The following is an 18,219-nucleotide window of genomic DNA, read 5'->3' as shown; positions in this document are numbered from 1 at the left end:
TTTTCCCACCACTAAAACCGCCAATTTTTAGAACAGATCGTTAAGCATAACGCCGACGCCAAAGCGTGTCTGGTTAAAGTTGTAATCAATTAATGACTCACCGTAACCGCTGTAAAGCTGGGTATAGAGTCGGACGTGTTTCGTAACCGGATAACTGAAGCCTAATTCCGCCCCGCCGTAGCCTGTATTCCAGTTGTATTGCCCTTTCATACTCAAAATAGCATCACCTAACTGGTAGCCAACTCGCAGCTGGTAATAGCCCATATATTTGGTGATATCCGGGTTGTCATCCGTGCTGCCAAGCACATACCACGGCTTCACTTCGACCAACCAGTTACCGTTTTCTGCCATCAAACGCGTATATAAGCGGTTCCAGCTACGGGAAGTGGGATCTGAGCGTCCGTTGGAATCGTGGTTATAACCGAATTCAACATCGCGTAACGTCCAACCGGCGAAGCTGTCATCGGTCGCGAAACCCAGGAACAACTGTGGCTCATAGTTTGTTTCACGGAACGGGGAGGATTCACCGCTATTAGAAAGTTGCCACCAGGATTTCTGGGTATACGAGGCGCCCAACACGGAGTTTGGCCCGACAATACCGCGCCACAGCGGGAAGGCGAGGCTAAGCTGGAATTTCACCTCGTCCTTTCTGGCATTATCGGACCAGTTGTACGAACGAATCGCCTCTTTGTTCAGGTCATCAGTCACCGTATAAATCAGATAGTTAGTTTCATACGGGTAGAGGGTGAATGGATTGTCGTGTTCCACAAGCATATTGGCGATGATGCTGCCGCGAACCGCGGGTTTATCATGCACTTCTTTAATCGTGGCTTCCTGTGCGTAAGCGGTCAGAGGCAACAGGCCTGCCGCCACTAGCCATCCCAGATACTTGCGCATCGGCAATATTCTCCTGAACAAAAAAGGTTTCAAATTATTAGCTGGTGGACATTCTACATAGGAATGAATGAGCGCGCTCGGTCTACGTTTCTTAAAGTGGAAATCAACGATTGCGAAGCATAAAATAAACAATTGCTTAACATTGTCATTTTGTTTTGATCGAGGATGATCCATGTCTACCCCATTTCTAACCCCTGAAGCCGCCCTGCAACTGGTCGGTGAGATTTTTGTCTATCACATGCCCTTCAACCGTGCGCTGGGCCTGGAACTTATCCGGTATGAGAAAGACTACGCCGAGCTCAGTTTTAATAATCAGCCCATGATGGTGGGAAACTGGGCGCAGAGTATTTTGCACGGCGGCGTGATTGCCTCTTCGCTGGATGTCGCGGCAGGCCTGGTGTGCGTAGGCAGTACGCTCACCCGCCACGATAGCATTAGCGAAGAAGAGCTACGCCAGCGGTTAGCGAAAATGGGGACTATTGATTTGCGCGTTGATTACCTGCGCCCTGGCCGCGGGCAGCGCTTTACCGCCAGCAGTAGCCTGCTACGCGCCGGGAATAAAGTGGCGGTGGCACGCGTAGAATTACACAACGAAGACCAGCTACATATCGCCAGCGCGACCGCCACCTACATGGTGGGGTGAAGCGGTTATTGCTGATACAATTAGCACACTATTTATCAACGAGTTCTTTTCATGGATGCGAAACAGACCCGCCAGGGCGTGTTACTTGCGCTGGCGGCGTATTTTATTTGGGGCATCGCGCCTGCTTATTTCAAATTAATCCACTACGTTCCGGCTGATGAAATCCTGACGCATCGCGTGATTTGGTCATTCTTCTTTATGGTGGTGCTGATTAGCCTGAGCCGTCAGTGGCCGCAGGTGAAAAAATCCTGCCAGAACCGGAAGAAGGTTTTTGCCATGGCGCTTTCTGCGGTGCTGATTGGCGGTAATTGGCTGTTATTCATTTGGGCGGTGAATAATAACCATATGCTGGAAGCAAGCCTCGGTTATTTCATCAACCCGCTGGTGAACGTGCTGTTGGGGATGATTTTCCTCGGCGAGCGATTCCGCAGAATGCAGTGGGTTGCCGTAGCGTTGGCGGCCTGTGGTGTGCTGGTTCAGCTTTGGACATTCGGTTCGCTGCCAATCATCGCTCTCGGCCTTGCGTTCAGCTTTGCGTTTTACGGACTGGTGCGTAAGAAAATTGCCGTTGATGCACAAACCGGCATGTTAGTTGAAACCCTTTGGCTACTGCCGATTGCCGCAATCTACTTGTTTGGCATTGCAGATAGCTCAACCAGCCATATGGGAAATAACCCTATGTCGCTGAACTTAATGCTGATTGCGGCAGGTGTTGTCACAACGATTCCGCTGCTCTGTTTCACCGCAGCAGCCACGCGCTTGCGTCTCTCGACCCTCGGTTTCTTCCAGTACATCGGCCCAACATTAATGTTCCTGCTGGCCGTGATGTTCTACGGTGAAGTGGTGGGCAAAGATAAGATGCTGACCTTTGGTTTTATCTGGGCGGCATTAGCGCTGTTTATTCTGGATGCGGTTTATACGCAAAACAGGATGCGCAAAAAGGCGGTTGAGTAAGGTGAAATAACGGTGGATGGCGCTTGCGCTTATCCACCCTACGATCACCTAAGCAACGTAGCAAGTAGGTCGGATAAGCGTTAGCGCCATCCGACACAATCAAGCCATCACAGCCAGTTCTTACGCTTGAAGTAAAGGTACGGCGCAAGCCCGGCAAGGATCATCACGATAATCGCCGCTGGATAACCGAAGCTTAGTTTTAGTTCAGGCATAAACTCGAAGTTCATACCGTAGCTGGAAGCCACAAGCGTTGGCGGCAGGAACACAACCGATACCACCGAGAAGATTTTGATGATGCGGTTCTGCTCGATATTGATAAAGCCCATCGCCGCCTGCATCAGGAAGTTGACCTTCTGGAACAGCGATTCGTTGTGTGGCAACAGGGATTCGATATCTCGCAGGATTTCACGCGCCTGCTCAAGCTGCCCGCTCGGCAAACGCGCTTTGCGCACCAGGAAGTTCAATGCACGCTGGGTATCCATCAGACACAAACGGACTTTCCAGCCGATATCTTCCAGTTCAGCAAGCGTTGAAAGCGCAGCGTCATATTCATCGCCCTGATGCCCTTCCATGATCACACGGCTGAGTTTTTCTAGGTCACTGTAGATATTTTCGATTTCATCTGCCAACTGTTCGATTTTAGTTTCGAACAAATCGAGCAGTAATTCGTACGCGTTGCCGTCCACCATATTCTGGCTTCGGGCACGCATACGATAGAGGCGAAACGCCGGTAATTCACGTTCACGTAGCGTAAACAGGCGGCCTTCACGAATGGTGAATGCCACGGTGCTGTTGCCCGCGTGATCGTCGGCGTCTTCGTAAAAGAAAAATGAGTGGATGTGCAAACCGTCTTCGTCTTCAAAGAAACGCGCGGATGCTTCGATGTCTTCCAGTTCCGGGCGGGTTGCCAGGCTTTGACCAAGTTCCGTTTGCACGCGCTGCCGCTCAGAGTCTTCAGGCTCAACCAGATCAACCCATACGGAATTGCTCAGGTTATCAGCCTCATCTAATTCGAGACGGGACAGACGATTGTTTTCCAGTTGAAATGCGCTCAGCATGACCGGTACTCCCAATGCAAAAAAATATCAGGGACAGTTCGGTTGGCACACAGACAGAAACGAAATCGGTTTCAGACCATTAAAAAGTCTGACTCATTGCGACGGGATATACGAGATATGAGGTCGCCGACAACCACTAAGGCTATCAGCATAAGAGGATAGCCTTAGAAGTTGTACCTGGATGACAGGTTATTGAGCCAGTATTTACTGGGTGTGTCCAAGGCGAGTGTCCTCTTAGCGTAATCGTGCGCGCATGTTACGCCACCAAAAATATGGCGTCAACACGCAACGGGACACCGCAGAACAATAAATTCCCGTGATGTTTATAGGGTCGCAAACACCTCAAAAACCCTGTTTTAATTCTACAAGTTATACCGATTCCAGGCGGGCATAAGCAGCCACTAACCACTTAATTCCCTGGCCAGGGAATGCCACCTGAATCCGGCTGTGTTCGCCGCTGCCTTCCAGGTTAACCACCGTGCCTTCACCAAATTTTGCATGACGAACACGTTGCCCAAGGCTGAAGCCGGAATCATTCTCAGAAATTGGCGTTCCCATACGTTGATGGCTGACGGGGCGGCTGATGCTCGCTCGCAAACGGACTTCTTCCACGCAATTTTCTGGCAGTTCGCCAATAAACCGTGAAGGGCGGTGATACACCTCTTTGCCATATAAACGGCGCGTTTCTGCATACGTCAGTGTCAACTTTTGCATCGCACGCGTCACGCCAACGTAAGCCAGGCGACGCTCCTCTTCCAGACGACCGCCTTCATCCAGCGACATCTGGCTTGGGAACATGCCCTCTTCCATGCCAACGATAAAGACCTGCGGGAATTCCAGCCCTTTTGCCGAGTGCAGCGTCATCAGTTGCACGGCATCTTGCCAGGTATCCGCTTGCCCTTCGCCCGCTTCAAGTGCCGCGTGAGACAGGAACGCCTGCAATGGCATCAGGTCTTCGTCTTCATCCTGATAGCTGAACTGGCGCGTTGCCGTGACCAGCTCTTCTAAGTTTTCGATACGCGTCTGGCCTTTCTCGCCCTTTTCCTGCTCGTACATCATCATCAGACCTGAGTCTTTAATCACCCGGTCAGTTTGTACGTGCAGCGGCATATCGATGGTTTCATGAGCCAGCGAGTCGATAAGCTCCATAAAGCGTTGCAGAGCCGAAGCGGCACGGCCTGCCAACACTTTTTCTTGAAGCAGCAAACGACAGGCCTGCCACAGCGTGAGCTGTTTATCGCGCGAAGTCTGGCGCACCACGTCCAACGTGCGATCGCCGATACCGCGCGTAGGGGTATTCACCACACGCTCAAACGCTGCGTCATCGTTGCGGTTGGCGATCAAACGAAGATACGAAAGCGCATCTTTGATTTCCTGACGCTCGAAGAAGCGCATCCCACCGTAAATTCTGTATGGCATGCTGACCTGCAATAATGCCTCTTCCAGCACACGCGATTGGGCGTTGCTGCGGTAGAGAATCGCGCATTGCTCAAGCGCCCCGCCGTTTTCCTGCCACGTTTTGATGCGGTTAACCACGAAACGCGCTTCATCCAGTTCGTTGAACGCGCAATAAAGTGAAATCGGTTCGCCGTCGCTACCGTCTGTCCACAACTCTTTCCCAAGGCGACCTGAGTTGTTGGCAATCAGGGCGTTGGCGGCGTTCAGAATGTTGTTGGTCGAGCGGTAGTTTTGCTCCAGACGGATCGTTTGCGCCCCGGGGAAGTCATTCAGAAAACGTTGGATGTTCTCGACCTGCGCGCCGCGCCAGCCATAAATGGACTGATCGTCATCACCCACAATCATCACTTTGCCGGTATCGCCCGCCAGCATGCGAATCCACGCGTACTGGATGCTGTTGGTATCCTGGAATTCGTCCACCAGAATATTGGTGAAGCGTTCGCGGTAGTGATTGAGAATATGCGGTTTGTTCAGCCACAGTTCATGGGCGCGCAGCAGTAGCTCGGCAAAATCCAGCAGGCCCGCGCGGTCACACGCTTCCTGATAGGCCTGGTAAACTTTTTGCCAGGTTTGCTCTACCGGATTGCCATAGCTTTCAATATGGTGCGGGCGTAAACCTTCGTCTTTCTTACCGTTGATAAACCACATTGCCTGTCGTGCAGGCCACTGTTTATCATCGAGATTCATGGCTTTGATCAGGCGTTTTAACAGGCGCAGTTGATCTTCGCTGTCGAGAATTTGGAAATCCTGCGGCAGGTTGGCATCCATGTGATGTGCGCGCAGCAAGCGGTGCGCGAGGCCGTGGAAAGTACCTACCCACATGCCGCCCTGGCTGGTACCCATCAATTGACCAATACGGTGACGCATTTCCGCCGCCGCTTTGTTGGTAAACGTCACCGCCATAATGGAGTACGGCGAGCAGTTTTCCACGCTCATCAACCACGCAATGCGATGTACCAGCACACGTGTCTTACCGCTGCCCGCCCCGGCCAGTACCAACATGTTGCTGCGCGTGGCCGCGACGGCTTCACGCTGTTTATCATTGAGGCTATCGAGCAGGTAAGAAACGTCCATTGGCACCGCCGTTAAAGGAGTAAGGGATACTCTAAATAATTCGAGTTACAGGAAGGCGGCAAGCTCGGGAATCCCCAGGAGCTTACATAAAGTAAGTGACTGGGGTGAGCGAGTGCGGCCAACGCACCTGTAGCTTGAAGTATGACGAGTATCAAACCCCTGGAATTTTATACAGAGTTATTGATGATTATATCAGCGCGGTGAGAGATGCCAACCGCGAAATTTCCAGATGTGGCAATAAACGGCTGTCATTAATCTGCATCAGGTCGTCCTCGCGCAGGTTTATCCAGCAGGCCTGCAACCCGCTGCGAATAGCGCCTGCAACGTCGGTCGTGAGATCGTCCCCAACGTGAAGAATATGCCCGAGCGGCACATCCAACTTTTCAGCCGCCAGATGATACATGTCGTTAAATGGCTTGGATCGCCCGTGCGGGCCTGCGCGCAGTACAAACTTAAAGTATTTATCGAGGCCAAAAAGATGCGGTTCAGCGTTACCGTTGGTAATCGCCACCAGCGGCCATTTTTCAGCGAGCGCCGCCAGCGTCTCATGGGTTTCCTGCGGGACATCGATTTGGCTGCGCCACTGGGCGAAATTCGCCATCGACGCTTGCGCGCCAGCAGCCGCTTCTTCGGCTGATAAACCCACATCTAACATGGCCTGCTCGACGGCACGACGACGCCATTCTGTGACATCGTGGTAAATATCAGGCTCGGCAAGGCGCAGCGCATGTCGAATACGTAAAAAATCAGGGCGTTGCAAATGGTTCAGCTTCGGGTGGTAATTCTGCACAAAGCTCATTGATTCGCGCTCGGTGCGTTCAATCACCGCGCGGTTGTCGTACAGCGTGTCGTCGAGATCAAAAGTGAGCGCGGCAACAGGCCCAAGTGGGCGGTAAAAATGCATTACGATTTCCCTCGTTTAGCGCGTGGATGCGCAGCATCATACACTGAAGCTAAGTGTTGGAAGTCGAGATGGGTATAGATTTGTGTGGTGGAGAGGTTGGCGTGGCCCAATAACTCTTGCACGCCGCGCAGGTCTCCGCTGGATTCCAGCATATGCGTGGCGAACGAATGGCGCAGTTTGTGTGGATGCACATGGCTATTCAGCCCCTGTTTTATCCCCCACTCACTAAAACGTTTTTGAACGTTGCGCGTAGAGATTCGCTTACCTTGTTTGGATAAAAACAGCGCATCGTCGTCCGGGCCGAACAGCTCGCGCAGATCAAGCCAGTGCTCGACCCAAATCACCGCGGTTTTGCCAATCGGCACCCGCCGCTCTTTGCTGCCTTTGCCCATCACCCAAACTTCGCCTGTCGCAAGATCGATATGACGGCAATCCATGTTGACCAGTTCGGAAAGACGCAGCCCCGCGCCGTACATCACTTCCAGCATCGCACGGTCGCGCACGGCGAGGGGATCGTTGATATCGATATCCAGCAGGCGACTGATGTCATCGACATCAATATTTTTTGGTAGATGGCGAGCGGCCTTTGGCGTCGTGATCCCTTTCGCCGGATTGGCTTTGAGTTCACCCTGGCTGACACACCAGTCGAAAAAGCTGCGCAGTGCAGAAAGACGCAAAGCCAGGCTCGAGGTTTGCAACCCTGCCTTACGGCTACGAACGGTTAGTGAGCGCACCGCTGCAGCATCACATTGCTGCCAGGAGCTCAGTTTCATCTCACCCGCAAGACCGATTATCGCGGTAAGCTGGCGACCATAATTGAGCAACGTCAGCGGGCTTAGCTGGCGCTCGACTTTCAGGTAGCGAAGAAAACCATCGACTGAGGTTTGCAGCGGAGAAGCTGTCATACCCGCTCGACCCAACGCTCCAGCAGGTCTGGCAACATGAGCGCCAGTTCGTGCAGTAGTTGTGTCCCTTGCCCTTCCTGATAATGCTGCGGGTCGCGGCTACTAAAAACCAGCACGCCTAAATCCGCGTCACTTCCCATCAGTGAAAGTGCAACAGAGCCAATGGCTTTCGCTTGCGGCAACACAACCAGTAATTCCGGGCCATTCAGCGACCCTAAATAGTGCTGCCTGTCCCCCAGACGCTGAATGCGTAGCGATTCGAAAGCCTGGCGATTCAATCCCAGATGGGTGAAGTCAGAAGGAGCACCAATACGCCAGCGATCGGCAAAAAGACGTACATTCGCGCCAGCCAGGCCCATTTCACGCGCCCAACGATGCAGGCGATTCAGCATATCCTGCAAACTGGTGGCAGAAGCCAGGCGGCCCTGCAGTTTCAGTAAACGATAAAACAGCCCTTCGTTAGCACTCGCCTGCTCCATCAGCAGGGTCATGTTTTCTTCAAGGAGATTAATATGGTTACGGCTACGCGCCATATGCCATTCAACCAACGAAACGGTACCGCGCACGGGGTGCGGCACTTTCATCTGTTCTACATGCTGGGCGTTACGAATAAAGAAATCGGGGTGGCGAAGCAGATATTCCGCCACAATACGGTCATCCAATTCCAGTACGGCTTCTTGCTGTTCCTCGGCATTCTTCATAGATGTATGAATCCATCATAGACATGGGCCGCCGGGCCGGTCATAAACAGCGGATTTCCGGGCCCTTTCCAGGCGATATCAAGGCGGCCGCCAGGCAACTCAACGCGCACCTGTTCCGCCAGTATTCCTTGCAAGATGCCCACGGCAACCGCACCGCATGCACCACTGCCACAAGCTTGTGTTTCACCGGCTCCACGTTCGTAAACGCGCAGGCGGATGTGCTCTTTAGTTACGACCTGCATGAAACCGATGTTTGCACGCTCCGGGAATCGGTCATGATTTTCCATGACAGGCCCAAGCGTTTCCACGGCGGCCGTCGTGACATCATCAACCTGAATCACACAGTGCGGGTTACCCATCGACACCACGCCGCACATAATGGTTTGTTCAGCAGCACGCATAATATAGGTCTTTTCCGCTTTGTTTGCGCGGAACGGCACGGCAGACGGTTCGAAATTCGGCTCGCCCATATTCACGCGCACCAGCTCGTCTTCCGTCACGCTTAGAACCATGCGGCCGTTAGCGGTACTGACGCGAATATCGCGTTTATTGGTCAACCCTTTCAGGCGCACAAAACGGGCAAAACAGCGCGCGCCATTGCCACACTGCGACACTTCGCTGCCGTCGGCATTAAAGATACGGTAGTGGAAATCGAGATCGGGATCGTAGGGCGGTTCAACCACCAGCAACTGATCGAAACCCACTCCCAGGTGTCTGTCAGCCAGACGGCGGATCAGCTCCGGGGAGAAATAGACGTTTTGAGTCACCGCGTCGACGACCATAAAGTCATTACCGAGGCCATGCATCTTCGAAAACTGCATCTTCTGCTCCATATACGCGGCTACTTATCGATAATTTGCTAGTAGTTCACCTGAGTCGGTGCGTTATCAACGCCACGATTATTACGATCCGGCGTGGTCGATTGCGGCTGTTTCTCAGGAGTGACCTGGGAGTTAGGCTTGGCTTTGCCATCAGCGGGCGGGAAGTACAGAGGCCCTTTAAGACCGCAGCCAGTAAGGCTGAAAAGCGCCAGCATAAGAGCAAGTGGGCAGAAAATTTTCTTCATTATTGAGATGCCTGTAATCCAATATTCTGCTGTCTATCATCGCAGGTGATCCCTGAAAAGCAATACTCTTTTCTACTCGAGACTGTTGCTATACTGCCCGCAGGACGAACAACTGAGAAAAAGATATGAACGACAGTGAATTTCATCGCATCTGTGACGGCTTGTGGTCAACAATCGAAGAACGCCTGGATGACTGGGATGGTGACAGCGATATTGACTGCGAAATCAATGGCGGCGTGCTTAGCCTGAGCTTTGAGAACCGCAGCAAGATTATTATCAATCGGCAGGAGCCTTTACATCAGGTGTGGCTTGCCACCAAAAGCGGCGGTTACCATTTTGATCTGAAAGGCGATAAGTGGGTTTGCGATCGCAGCGGTGCGGAGTTCTGGCAATTACTGGAAGAAGCCTGCACACAGCAAGCGGGTGAGCCGGTTAGCTTCCGCTAGCTGTTGCTGTACTGCTGAAGTAGCGGCGTACTGCTATCGTCATGATTAGCCGGCGTCGCTGCCGTAATTGCCTGGGTGCGGAACGGTATAACCTGTGAGCGCCCATCGACTTTCACAATCTGATAGAACTGCGGCAAGTTGAAGTTGATAAAGCTTGAACCGTAGGTAAAACGGTCGTGCGAAGAAGAGTAGAAACGGCTCACATCACGCACTAAATCCTCTTTGCTCCCTTCGCAGTGGTGATACACCTCCGCTCGGTTCGTCTCATCAAGAATATAGATATTGAAGCCTTGATCCTGATTCGTCTCTTCAAAGAAGAATTGAATGATCCCTTCGCTGGCAAAGCCATCCACGACCGACGGTAGCTGAACCTGATTGGTTTCCACCTGCACCGACAAACCATGCAGTTTGTTATGTGAAATCGCGCCGTAGAACTCGACCGCGTTTTCCAGTTTTTGCACGGATACGCTTAGGCGTTCAAAGAACAGCCCCCACGTTTGGCCGGAGATACGCAACGCTTTAAAGCGGCCAGGCTCCAGACGCGTGCTCGACAGGCGGAAGTCGATACATTCGGATACCAGTTGTTGAACGCGGGTGCGGATAAGGCCACGCAGATGCTGGCTATAACAGAACACTTCAACGCTATCCGGTGGCGCGGCATCCTGGTGCATTTTGCCCAGAATGGTTTTCAGCGCCTCAATCATTGATTGCTCGCCGTTGAAATGCAGGGTACGCACTTCATTCCACGAGTTGCGATAAAGCAGGTCAACGCTTCCCACCAGGCATTGCTGTTGCTGGCCGAAACTGAAAACATCCAGCTTACGGAAATCAAAATGAACCACTTGATTGCGGAAGGCCGCAGTCGGGTCATATTCGAGGTTCACGATGATCGCCAGATGGCGAATTTCACATGGGCTATACAGCGCTTTCGCGGTTGGTGCAGGCAAGCGCAGCGGGAAGTGGTGCGAAACATCAGCCACCATTTCCTGAAGTTTTGGCAAATCACAAATGCCGTTGCCCTTAATAAACAGGCGGGTGCGTGAGGTCAGCAAGCCATTGAAGTAGGCCCACGCCACCAGCTTATTAAGATAACGGTTATATTCCAGCGGTTGATGGCTGACGATAGAATCCATATTTGGCGCGCGGTTGTAGAGATACCAGCCTGAACGGTTGGCGCGACCCGGCGGCACATGGATAAAGGTCAGATTCGGTTCGGAAAGATCGGGAGAAATCTGTGGGTTAACCAGCGTAACTTTGCCCGGCAGGGCTTCAAACGCCGCATACAGTTTACGGGTCAAAACACCGATGTCTTGCGGGCTTGCACTGACACTCAGGTTATTGCGGCGAGCAAAACGAATCAGGTTGCGATAGCTTTGCATCATCGCATCAAGAAGTTCGTTATGGGCATCGCGCACCTGATCAATCTTCCAGTTAGCGCGGTTGTCCAGCATCGCCAGGCGCGGTTCATCCCAGCCCCAATCTTTAACCAACTGGCTTAATACTTCACGACGCCAGCCCACACAGGCGCGTTCGCGAGAAAGTTTTTCGCATACTTTGAGATAGAAGCAGCGGCGCACTAAATCCAGGCGTGCGGTATCTTCGATTTGCGTAAGGTAATGCGTTACGCGCTCAAGCATCATGCAGTAAGGATCGAGCCCAAAAGAGACAATCTCGCCGTCGTGCAGGCGCTGCTTAATGTCTTTCGCCAGTAAACGCGAATTGGGATATTCCCAAGAATAGGCTTCGAGAAGCAGCGTTTTGAGCACTGCTTTATAAGGCGAATCGATACTCTTATAGAGCTGCCACAGGCTGGCACCAAAATACTCTTCCGCAGACAGAGTGCTTAACCCGCCCAGATCGAGCCATTCGTTCGGTGTAAGAACGCCCTGCGAGTAAAGGCTCATCACATAATCGTCGTAATGATCTTCTTCATCACCCGGAACCATATTCCACAGAATACGTTTCCCGGCCATGCGCACAGCGGTACGGTAAAATTCGTCCAGCAGTAAAATATGCTGCGTTGAACCGCAATCTTCGCCGCCCAGGCTGCCACTTTCGTTGTGACGGAAGCGGTTTTCGTCAATGAGGAAGAAACTGACTTCTACCCCTAACGAAGCGGCCCAGCTTTCCAGCACGCTACATTTACGTTGCAGCAACTGGCGCTCGTCATTATCGAGCCATGACTGGTGACAAACCCAAATATCCAGATCGGAAGAACAACTCTGCCCAACGGAGGAGGTGCTCCCCATGGTATAGAGGCCAGTGATTGGCAGTTCGCCCGGATCGGTTTTTTGCGGCGGCATGCCGCGCATGAGTTCGAGTTCGTTGAGATAGTGCTGCTGGGTTTCATCAGGCGTGTAGATGCAAATGCCATGTGGAACGTTCCCCTCGAGGTAACCTGGCATCAGCGGGTGATGATAATGTAGCAATGTTGGCAGAAGACTGTAGACCTGTTGGAAAGCAGGCCCCATGGCAGCAAGTGCGCGATCTACACGCAGTTGGTTGATGGCATCCAGTCTCTGTTTAAGAGTCTCAATATAGAGGTACAAGACATATCGCCTGATGGTTTCAGTATTTCGAAAAAACCCGTTTCCCGGTTGTTGCCTCTATTATAAACGACATGGCAGACAATTGCTGGAAACGTGATCAATTTAACACCTTGCCGGTTGACCGTAAAGAAAGATGCGCTACTCGCCAAGTTCCTCTCAGACTCCCCGCTTTATATTCCATAATACGAAAGACATCCCTCTTTTCCGCAAAACCGTTGAAACTGACAGCCTTCCTTGAAGAGTGGTAGGATGGTCAGAGACGATAAATACGGTAACAAGCAATGTTAGACAATGTATTAAGAATTGCCACTCGCCAAAGTCCATTAGCGCTTTGGCAAGCACAATATGTCAAACAACGCCTGATGGCGTGCCATCCCCAGCTCACGGTTGAACTGGTGCCTATGGTTACGCGTGGCGACATCATTCTTGATACACCGCTGGCGAAAGTGGGCGGCAAGGGATTGTTTGTCAAAGAGTTAGAATTAGCCCTTCTTGAAGGCCGGGCGGATATCGCCGTGCACTCAATGAAAGATGTGCCGGTAGAATTCCCTGAAGGCCTCGGCCTGGTGACCATTTGCGAGCGCGACGATCCGCGTGACGCTTTCGTCTCCAATCATTTCGCAAGCCTCGATTCCCTACCCGCGGGCAGTGTAGTCGGCACTTCCAGCCTCCGCCGCCAGTGTCAGATTGCCGAGCATCGCCCGGATCTGGTGATCCGTTCTTTACGCGGCAACGTGGGTACGCGTCTGAGCAAACTTGATAACGGCGATTATGATGCAATTATTCTTGCAGTAGCCGGGCTTAATCGCCTGGGTTTGCAATCCCGCATCCGCTACGCTTTACCGGCAGAAATTTCGCTGCCAGCCGTTGGTCAGGGCGCGGTAGGAATCGAATGCCGTCTTGATGACGAGCGTACACAAGCGCTGCTGGCCTCACTCAATCACGAAGAAACCGCGATTCGCGTTAGCGCAGAACGCGCCATGAACATGCGCCTTGAAGGCGGATGTCAGGTGCCAATCGGCAGCTATGCTGAACTGGATAACGGCGAGCTTTGGCTGCGCGCGTTAGTCGGCGCACCAGACGGTTCTGTGCTGGTTCGTGGCGAACGCCGCGGTAAACCAGAAGACGCTATAGCCATGGGCATTTCCCTTGCAGAAGAACTTCTCGATAAAGGGGCGCGTGAAATCCTGGCTGCGGTTTATGACGGAGATGCTCCTGCATGACGATTCTTGTCACCCGCCCTTCCCCCGCAGGGGACGAGTTAGTGAGCCGACTACGCGCACTGGGGCAGGTGGCGTATAGCTTCCCACTCATCGAGTTTTCCCCCGGTCGGCAGTTGGACGAACTGCCGAATATGCTGGCGAGCCTTTCCAACGGCGACCTGGTGTTCGTGTTATCGCAGCATGTCATACATTATGCACATCCACATTTAAGCCAGAACGGTATAGCCTGGCCTGCAAATCTCGCCTGGTTTGCCATTGGGCGAACAACTGCGTTAGCTTTTCATACGGTGAGTCATTTGCCTGTTCGCTATCCGCACGATCGGGAAACGACAGAAGTCTTGCTACAATTACCTGAATTACAAAATGTTGCCGGGAAACGGGCACTCATTTTGCGCGGGAACGGTGGGCGCGAACTGTTGGGCGAAACGCTGGCAGAACGCGGCGCTGAGGTGACTTTTTGCGAATGCTACCAAAGAAGTGCCAGAATTTACGACGGAACGGAAGAAGCTTTTCGCTGGCGCGAACGTGGCATTTCAACACTGGTGGTAACGAGCGGTGAAATGCTACAACAGCTCCACGCGTTGATTCCGGAATGGTATCGCAAAAACTGGTTACTCCACTGCCGACTTTTAGTTGTCAGTGAGCGTCTGGCAGACCTTGCCCGAGATCTGGGCTGGCAGGATATTCGGGTCGCCGATAACGCCGATAATGACGCGCTGCTGCGCGCGTTACAATAAACCTACAATAATATGGGACGCCACAATGACGGAACAAAAGAATACCTCCGCCATGGTTGAAGAGACCACACCCGAGCTGGAAAGCACACCGCTTCCAGAACAGCCACCGAAAAAAAATCGTAGTGGCATCGCAGGCATTGCGCTGGGTGCTATCGCCATTGCTATTGCCCTGGCGTTAGGTGGTGGTCTTTACAGTTATGGTAAACATCAGGCGGCAGCGCAGAATGCCAATACCGATGCCCTGGCAACGCAGTTGACTGCTCTACAAAAGCAGCAAGAACAGCAGCAATCCGCGCTGGAAACCACGATTAAGCAGCAAGCCGCAGCTCTGGAAGAGTCAAATCGCCAGCAAGCGAATCTGGCGCGTGAACTTGATGAAGTGCAGCAAAAAGTTGCCACGATTTCCGGAAGCGACGCCAAAACCTGGCTGTTAGCGCAATCTGATTTCCTGGTAAAACTGGCCGGGCGAAAACTGTGGAGCGATCAAGACGTCACTACCGCAGCCGCACTTCTGAAAAGTGCGGACGCGAGCCTTGCGGATATGAATGATCCTAGCTTGCTGGCCGCCCGCCGTGCGCTAACCGACGACATTTCTGCACTTTCGGCCGTGACTCAGGTGGATTACGACGGGATTATCCTCAAGCTAAATCAGCTTTCTAATCAGGTCGATAACCTGCGCCTGGCGGATAACAATAGCGATGACACGCCGATGGATTCCGACGGTAACGAACTTTCCAGCACAGTAACGGAATGGCGTCAAAACCTGGCGAAAAGCTGGCATAGCTTTATGGACAGTTTTATTACGATTCGTCGTCGCGATGAAACTGCCGTTCCGCTGTTAGCCCCAAACCAGGATGTTTATCTGCGAGAGAATATTCGCTCGCGCCTGCTGGTTGCCGCCCAGGCGGTTCCGCGCCATCAGGACGAAACCTATAAGCAGTCTCTGGAAAACGTCTCGACCTGGGTTCGTGCTTATTACGACACCAACGACAGCGTAACCAAAGCTTTCCTTGATTCGCTGGATTCTCTCAGCCAGCAAAATATCAATATGGATGTTCCGCAAACACTGGAAAGCCAGCCGCTGCTTGAAAAGCTAATGCAAACGCGAGTACGTAATTTACTGGCGCAGCCCGCAGCCACTTCGAGCGCTCCTGCTGAACCCGCGCCGGCCCCGGCTCCCGCATCTGCTCAAGGAGAATAAGCATGATTAAAGTCTTATTACTCTTTCTTTTGTTGATCGCTGGGATCGTCCTTGGGCCAATGCTTGCCGGGCATCAGGGTTATGTTCTGATCCAAACCGACAATTACAACGTGGAAACCAGTGTCACGGGTCTGGTGATCATTCTGATCCTGGCGATGGTTGTGCTGTTTGTCATTGAGTGGATTCTGCGTCGTTTGTTCCACACCGGCGCTCGCACTCGTGGCTGGTTTGTTGGCCGCAAAAGCAGCCGCGCACGTAAACAAACGAAAGCTGCGTTACTGAAACTGGCAGAAGGTGATTATCAGCAAGTTGAGAAACTTATGCTGAAAAATGCCGATCACGCTGAACAGCCGGTTGTGAACTATCTGTTGGCAGCCGAAGCGGCGCAACAGCGCGGAGACGAAATTCGAGCCAACCAGCATCTGGAACGTGCGGCTGAACTGGCCGATAACGATCAGCTTCCGGTTGAAATCACTCGCGTACGCCTGCAACTGGCTCGCAATGAAAACCATGCCGCGCGCCACGGCGTAGATAAATTACTGGAAACTTCACCGCGCCACCCTGAAGTACTGCGCCTTGCAGAAATGGCGTACGTACGTACCGGTGCGTGGGGCTCGTTGATCGATATTTTACCTGCGATGGAAAAAGTGCAGGTTGGTGATGAAGCCCATCGCTTAGCCCTTCAGCAGCAGGCGTGGATTGGCCTGATGGATCAGGCGATGGCGGATCAAGGTAACGATGGGCTGAAAAGCTGGTGGAAAAATCAAAGCCGTAAAACGCGACATGAGACTGTACTTCAGGTCGCTATGGCGGAGCATCTTATTGAGTGTGACGATCATGACGCAGCGCAGGAAATCATCCTTGATGGGCTAAAACGCCATTATGATGAACGCCTGATACTGCTGATGCCGCGTCTGAAATCAGGGAATCCTGAGCAGCTCGAAAAAGCCCTTCGTCAACAGATTAAAACTCAGGGCGAGCGTCCACTGCTGTATAGCACACTCGGTCAGTTACTGATGAAACACGGTGAATGGCAACAAGCGTGTGAAGCATTCCGCGAAGCAATCAAACAGCGTCCTGATGCCTTCGATTACGCGTGGCTGGCAGATTGCCTTGATCGCCTGCATCAACCTGAAGAAGCGGCTCTGATGCGCCGTGATGGCCTGCTGTTAACTCTGCAAAATAATCCCAATCCGTAATACCCAGGGGCGATACCTTTCGCCCTGTTCCTTTTCCCCGATCCAAAAAAAAACACCAGCCAATTGGCTGGTGTTAAAACAGGTCTGTATGACAACTAAGTGGTGCTTCACTCAACGTTATGTCCATGGTGTTGGATGAGGTCTGAAAGACGACATCTGTCGGTGGACGATAAGCACCGTAATCGGCTCTGCGTCATTCCTGGGTTTATGAAGCCTAAGCAAACATAAGAAGTGGAATGAGCATCTACAGATATATTATTGCATGATGCATGCCAGGTTTGAATCCAAAAATCATATGGATATTTAATTGTTTTTCATTCAGCAAGTTAGCTGATGCATTACTCATACGATTGCTGCCATTCACTCGCTAAACATAAGCTGTGATTATGTCTCTTTTTAGCGACACATAAAGTCACTTTAATAAATATCTTTTATTATCAATTAATTAATAGTCACCAAACGACGACAAGAAAAATCAAAAAGTCGTGAAATTGAGACGACAGATTTGAAAGAACGCGATGGGGTGGCTGAAAGAATAAGTGGATTTACAAAAGACAGTTGTCTCGCTGCGCTCGGCTCAAACCTCCTTCGGAGGTTCTCATCCTCTATAAACTACAGACGTAAAAAAACCCAACCTTGCGGTTGGGTTTTCTTGAATTTGGTCGGCGAGAGAGGATTCGAACCTCCGACCCACTGGTCCCAAACCAGTTGCGCTACCAAGCTGCGCTACTCGCCGAAATACTGCTTTACTTCTTATTACTTAACCTAGAGATGGTGCGAAGAGAGGGACTTGAACCCTCACGTCCGTAAGAACACTAACACCTGAAGCTAGCGCGTCTACCAATTCCGCCACCTTCGCAATATCACTAAATTAATGGGGTGGCTAATGGGACTCGAACCCACGACAACTGGAATCACAATCCAGGGCTCTACCAACTGAGCTATAGCCACCACTGTAAATCTTTCGCGCGGTCATCGACCGCCGCAGCTCAAGCGCCATTCAATTAATGGTGCGCCCGACAGGATTCGAACCTGAGACCTCTGCCTCCGGAGGGCAGCGCTCTATCCAGCTGAGCTACGGGCGCATAGCGCCGTTGCGGGGTCGGATATTACGGGCTTCACGCTCACCTGTCTAGTGCTTATTTAAATAAAATGCTCATTTGGTTATGGTTTGCACATTCTGCTGAAAATCCGGTCAAATTCA

At 52.0% G+C, this 18,219-nt stretch carries 17 protein-coding genes and 4 tRNA genes; 7 read left to right on the top strand and 14 right to left on the bottom strand.

Translation table 11 applies throughout. From position 1 onward, the window contains the following. Positions 1-27: 27 nt before the first annotated feature. Complete coding sequence (gene pldA, locus AB1E22_RS10415) at positions 28-897, bottom strand: phospholipase A (protein WP_367595260.1); 870 nt, start codon at positions 895-897, stop codon at positions 28-30. A 172-nt stretch (positions 898-1,069) separates the two neighbouring features. Here pldA and yigI point away from each other — a divergent pair, with 172 nt between their 5' ends. Then, on the top strand, positions 1,070-1,540 hold the full coding sequence (gene yigI / locus AB1E22_RS10410) for an acyl-CoA thioesterase YigI (protein ID WP_367595259.1): 471 nt from the start codon (positions 1,070-1,072) through the stop codon (positions 1,538-1,540). A gap of 51 nt (positions 1,541-1,591) precedes the next feature. Further along, positions 1,592-2,494 (top strand): EamA family transporter RarD, encoded by a 903-nt coding sequence (rarD, locus tag AB1E22_RS10405; RefSeq protein WP_367595258.1) that lies wholly within the window; start codon positions 1,592-1,594, stop codon positions 2,492-2,494. A 107-nt stretch (positions 2,495-2,601) separates the two neighbouring features. Here the strand turns inward: rarD and corA are convergent, their stop codons facing one another. From corA to lptM, 8 genes are all read right to left on the bottom strand, one after another. After that, positions 2,602-3,552 carry a magnesium/cobalt transporter CorA gene (corA, locus tag AB1E22_RS10400; protein WP_367595257.1) on the bottom strand — a complete coding sequence of 317 codons (951 nt, stop codon included), beginning with the start codon at positions 3,550-3,552 and terminating at the stop codon, positions 2,602-2,604. 164 nt (positions 3,553-3,716) lie between these two features. Beyond that, positions 3,717-3,773 carry a YsgD/CorL family protein gene (gene ysgD, locus AB1E22_RS10395; RefSeq protein WP_367597360.1) on the bottom strand — a complete coding sequence of 19 codons (57 nt, stop codon included), beginning with the start codon at positions 3,771-3,773 and terminating at the stop codon, positions 3,717-3,719. Positions 3,774-3,921: 148 nt separating this feature from the next. After that, entirely contained in the window at positions 3,922-6,084 is a 2,163-nt protein-coding gene (gene uvrD, locus AB1E22_RS10390) for a DNA helicase II (protein ID WP_367595256.1), read from the bottom strand. 187 nt (positions 6,085-6,271) lie between these two features. Beyond that, the gene (gene yigB / locus AB1E22_RS10385; RefSeq protein WP_367595255.1) at positions 6,272-6,988 is read right to left on the bottom strand and encodes a 5-amino-6-(5-phospho-D-ribitylamino)uracil phosphatase YigB; all 717 of its coding nucleotides are present in this window, start codon (positions 6,986-6,988) and stop codon (positions 6,272-6,274) included. Next, positions 6,988-7,893 carry a tyrosine recombinase XerC gene (xerC, locus tag AB1E22_RS10380; protein WP_367595254.1) on the bottom strand — a complete coding sequence of 302 codons (906 nt, stop codon included), beginning with the start codon at positions 7,891-7,893 and terminating at the stop codon, positions 6,988-6,990. Before xerC ends, yigB begins: the two co-directional genes overlap by 1 nt. Continuing rightward, positions 7,890-8,594, bottom strand: a complete 705-nt coding sequence (locus AB1E22_RS10375; protein WP_367595253.1) for a DUF484 domain-containing protein — start codon at positions 8,592-8,594, stop codon at positions 7,890-7,892. The genes xerC and AB1E22_RS10375 overlap by 4 nt, the downstream gene beginning before the upstream one ends. After that, a complete protein-coding gene (gene dapF / locus AB1E22_RS10370) occupies positions 8,591-9,415 on the bottom strand; it encodes a diaminopimelate epimerase (protein WP_367595252.1) in 825 nt (274 codons plus the stop codon). The genes AB1E22_RS10375 and dapF overlap by 4 nt, the downstream gene beginning before the upstream one ends. A 38-nt stretch (positions 9,416-9,453) precedes the next feature. Beyond that, positions 9,454-9,660 carry an LPS translocon maturation chaperone LptM gene (gene lptM, locus AB1E22_RS10365; RefSeq protein ID WP_367595251.1) on the bottom strand — a complete coding sequence of 69 codons (207 nt, stop codon included), beginning with the start codon at positions 9,658-9,660 and terminating at the stop codon, positions 9,454-9,456. Between the two features lie 125 nt (positions 9,661-9,785). Here lptM and cyaY point away from each other — a divergent pair, with 125 nt between their 5' ends. Beyond that, positions 9,786-10,106: an iron donor protein CyaY gene (gene cyaY, locus AB1E22_RS10360; RefSeq protein WP_367595249.1), complete on the top strand. Its 321-nt coding sequence runs from the start codon at positions 9,786-9,788 to the stop codon at positions 10,104-10,106. On the opposite strand, the gene cyaA is transcribed toward cyaY, so the two are convergent. After that, entirely contained in the window at positions 10,103-12,655 is a 2,553-nt protein-coding gene (cyaA, locus tag AB1E22_RS10355) for a class I adenylate cyclase (RefSeq protein ID WP_367595248.1), read from the bottom strand. The two genes, cyaY and cyaA, sit on opposite strands and share 4 nt — an antisense overlap. Before the next feature lie 281 nt (positions 12,656-12,936). On the opposite strand from cyaA, the gene hemC reads away from it, so the two are divergent. Genes hemC through hemY form a run of 4 tightly spaced genes read left to right on the top strand, consistent with a single transcriptional unit; the run spans position 12,937 to position 17,015 of the window. After that, positions 12,937-13,878, top strand: coding sequence for a hydroxymethylbilane synthase (hemC, locus tag AB1E22_RS10350; RefSeq protein ID WP_367595247.1), 942 nt, complete (start codon positions 12,937-12,939; stop codon positions 13,876-13,878). After that, positions 13,875-14,615, top strand: a complete 741-nt coding sequence (hemD, locus tag AB1E22_RS10345) for a uroporphyrinogen-III synthase (protein ID WP_367595246.1) — start codon at positions 13,875-13,877, stop codon at positions 14,613-14,615. The genes hemC and hemD overlap by 4 nt, the downstream gene beginning before the upstream one ends. A 25-nt stretch (positions 14,616-14,640) precedes the next feature. Continuing rightward, positions 14,641-15,816: a uroporphyrinogen-III C-methyltransferase gene (gene hemX / locus AB1E22_RS10340; RefSeq protein ID WP_367595245.1), complete on the top strand. Its 1,176-nt coding sequence runs from the start codon at positions 14,641-14,643 to the stop codon at positions 15,814-15,816. Between the two features lie 2 nt (positions 15,817-15,818). After that, positions 15,819-17,015, top strand: a complete 1,197-nt coding sequence (hemY, locus tag AB1E22_RS10335; protein ID WP_367595244.1) for a protoheme IX biogenesis protein HemY — start codon at positions 15,819-15,821, stop codon at positions 17,013-17,015. Positions 17,016-17,674: 659 nt separating this feature from the next. On the opposite strand, the gene AB1E22_RS10330 is transcribed toward hemY, so the two are convergent. The 4 genes from AB1E22_RS10330 to AB1E22_RS10315 form a co-directional block, all read right to left on the bottom strand. Beyond that, positions 17,675-17,751 (bottom strand) — tRNA-Pro (locus AB1E22_RS10330). A gap of 36 nt (positions 17,752-17,787) precedes the next feature. Continuing rightward, positions 17,788-17,874: transfer RNA gene (locus AB1E22_RS10325), tRNA-Leu, on the bottom strand. 16 nt (positions 17,875-17,890) lie between these two features. Next, positions 17,891-17,966 (bottom strand) — tRNA-His (locus AB1E22_RS10320). 57 nt (positions 17,967-18,023) lie between these two features. Next, positions 18,024-18,100: transfer RNA gene (locus AB1E22_RS10315), tRNA-Arg, on the bottom strand. Between the last annotated feature and the right edge of the window lie 119 nt (positions 18,101-18,219).

This window comes from Buttiauxella gaviniae (assembly GCF_040786275.1).
GTDB lineage: Bacteria > Pseudomonadota > Gammaproteobacteria > Enterobacterales > Enterobacteriaceae > Buttiauxella > Buttiauxella gaviniae_A.
Note: the sequence above shows the minus strand (reverse complement) of the source record. Positions and strands in the feature narration are given on the sequence as shown.

Excerpts from the sequence above, each read along its gene's own strand:
- pldA (WP_367595260.1), bottom strand. The coding sequence starts at position 897 with ATGCGCAAGTATCTGGGATGGCTAGTGGCGGCAGGCCTGTTGCCTCTG.
- yigI (WP_367595259.1), top strand. The coding sequence starts at position 1,070 with ATGTCTACCCCATTTCTAACCCCTGAAGCCGCCCTGCAACTGGTCGGT.
- rarD (WP_367595258.1), top strand. The coding sequence starts at position 1,592 with ATGGATGCGAAACAGACCCGCCAGGGCGTGTTACTTGCGCTGGCGGCG.
- corA (WP_367595257.1), bottom strand. The coding sequence starts at position 3,552 with ATGCTGAGCGCATTTCAACTGGAAAACAATCGTCTGTCCCGTCTCGAA.
- uvrD (WP_367595256.1), bottom strand. The coding sequence starts at position 6,084 with ATGGACGTTTCTTACCTGCTCGATAGCCTCAATGATAAACAGCGTGAA.
- yigB (WP_367595255.1), bottom strand. The coding sequence starts at position 6,988 with ATGCATTTTTACCGCCCACTTGGGCCTGTTGCCGCGCTCACTTTTGAT.
- xerC (WP_367595254.1), bottom strand. The coding sequence starts at position 7,893 with ATGACAGCTTCTCCGCTGCAAACCTCAGTCGATGGTTTTCTTCGCTAC.
- AB1E22_RS10375 (WP_367595253.1), bottom strand. The coding sequence starts at position 8,594 with ATGAAGAATGCCGAGGAACAGCAAGAAGCCGTACTGGAATTGGATGAC.
- dapF (WP_367595252.1), bottom strand. The coding sequence starts at position 9,415 with ATGCAGTTTTCGAAGATGCATGGCCTCGGTAATGACTTTATGGTCGTC.
- lptM (WP_367595251.1), bottom strand. The coding sequence starts at position 9,660 with ATGAAGAAAATTTTCTGCCCACTTGCTCTTATGCTGGCGCTTTTCAGC.
- cyaY (WP_367595249.1), top strand. The coding sequence starts at position 9,786 with ATGAACGACAGTGAATTTCATCGCATCTGTGACGGCTTGTGGTCAACA.
- hemC (WP_367595247.1), top strand. The coding sequence starts at position 12,937 with ATGTTAGACAATGTATTAAGAATTGCCACTCGCCAAAGTCCATTAGCG.
- hemD (WP_367595246.1), top strand. The coding sequence starts at position 13,875 with ATGACGATTCTTGTCACCCGCCCTTCCCCCGCAGGGGACGAGTTAGTG.
- hemX (WP_367595245.1), top strand. The coding sequence starts at position 14,641 with ATGACGGAACAAAAGAATACCTCCGCCATGGTTGAAGAGACCACACCC.
- hemY (WP_367595244.1), top strand. The coding sequence starts at position 15,819 with ATGATTAAAGTCTTATTACTCTTTCTTTTGTTGATCGCTGGGATCGTC.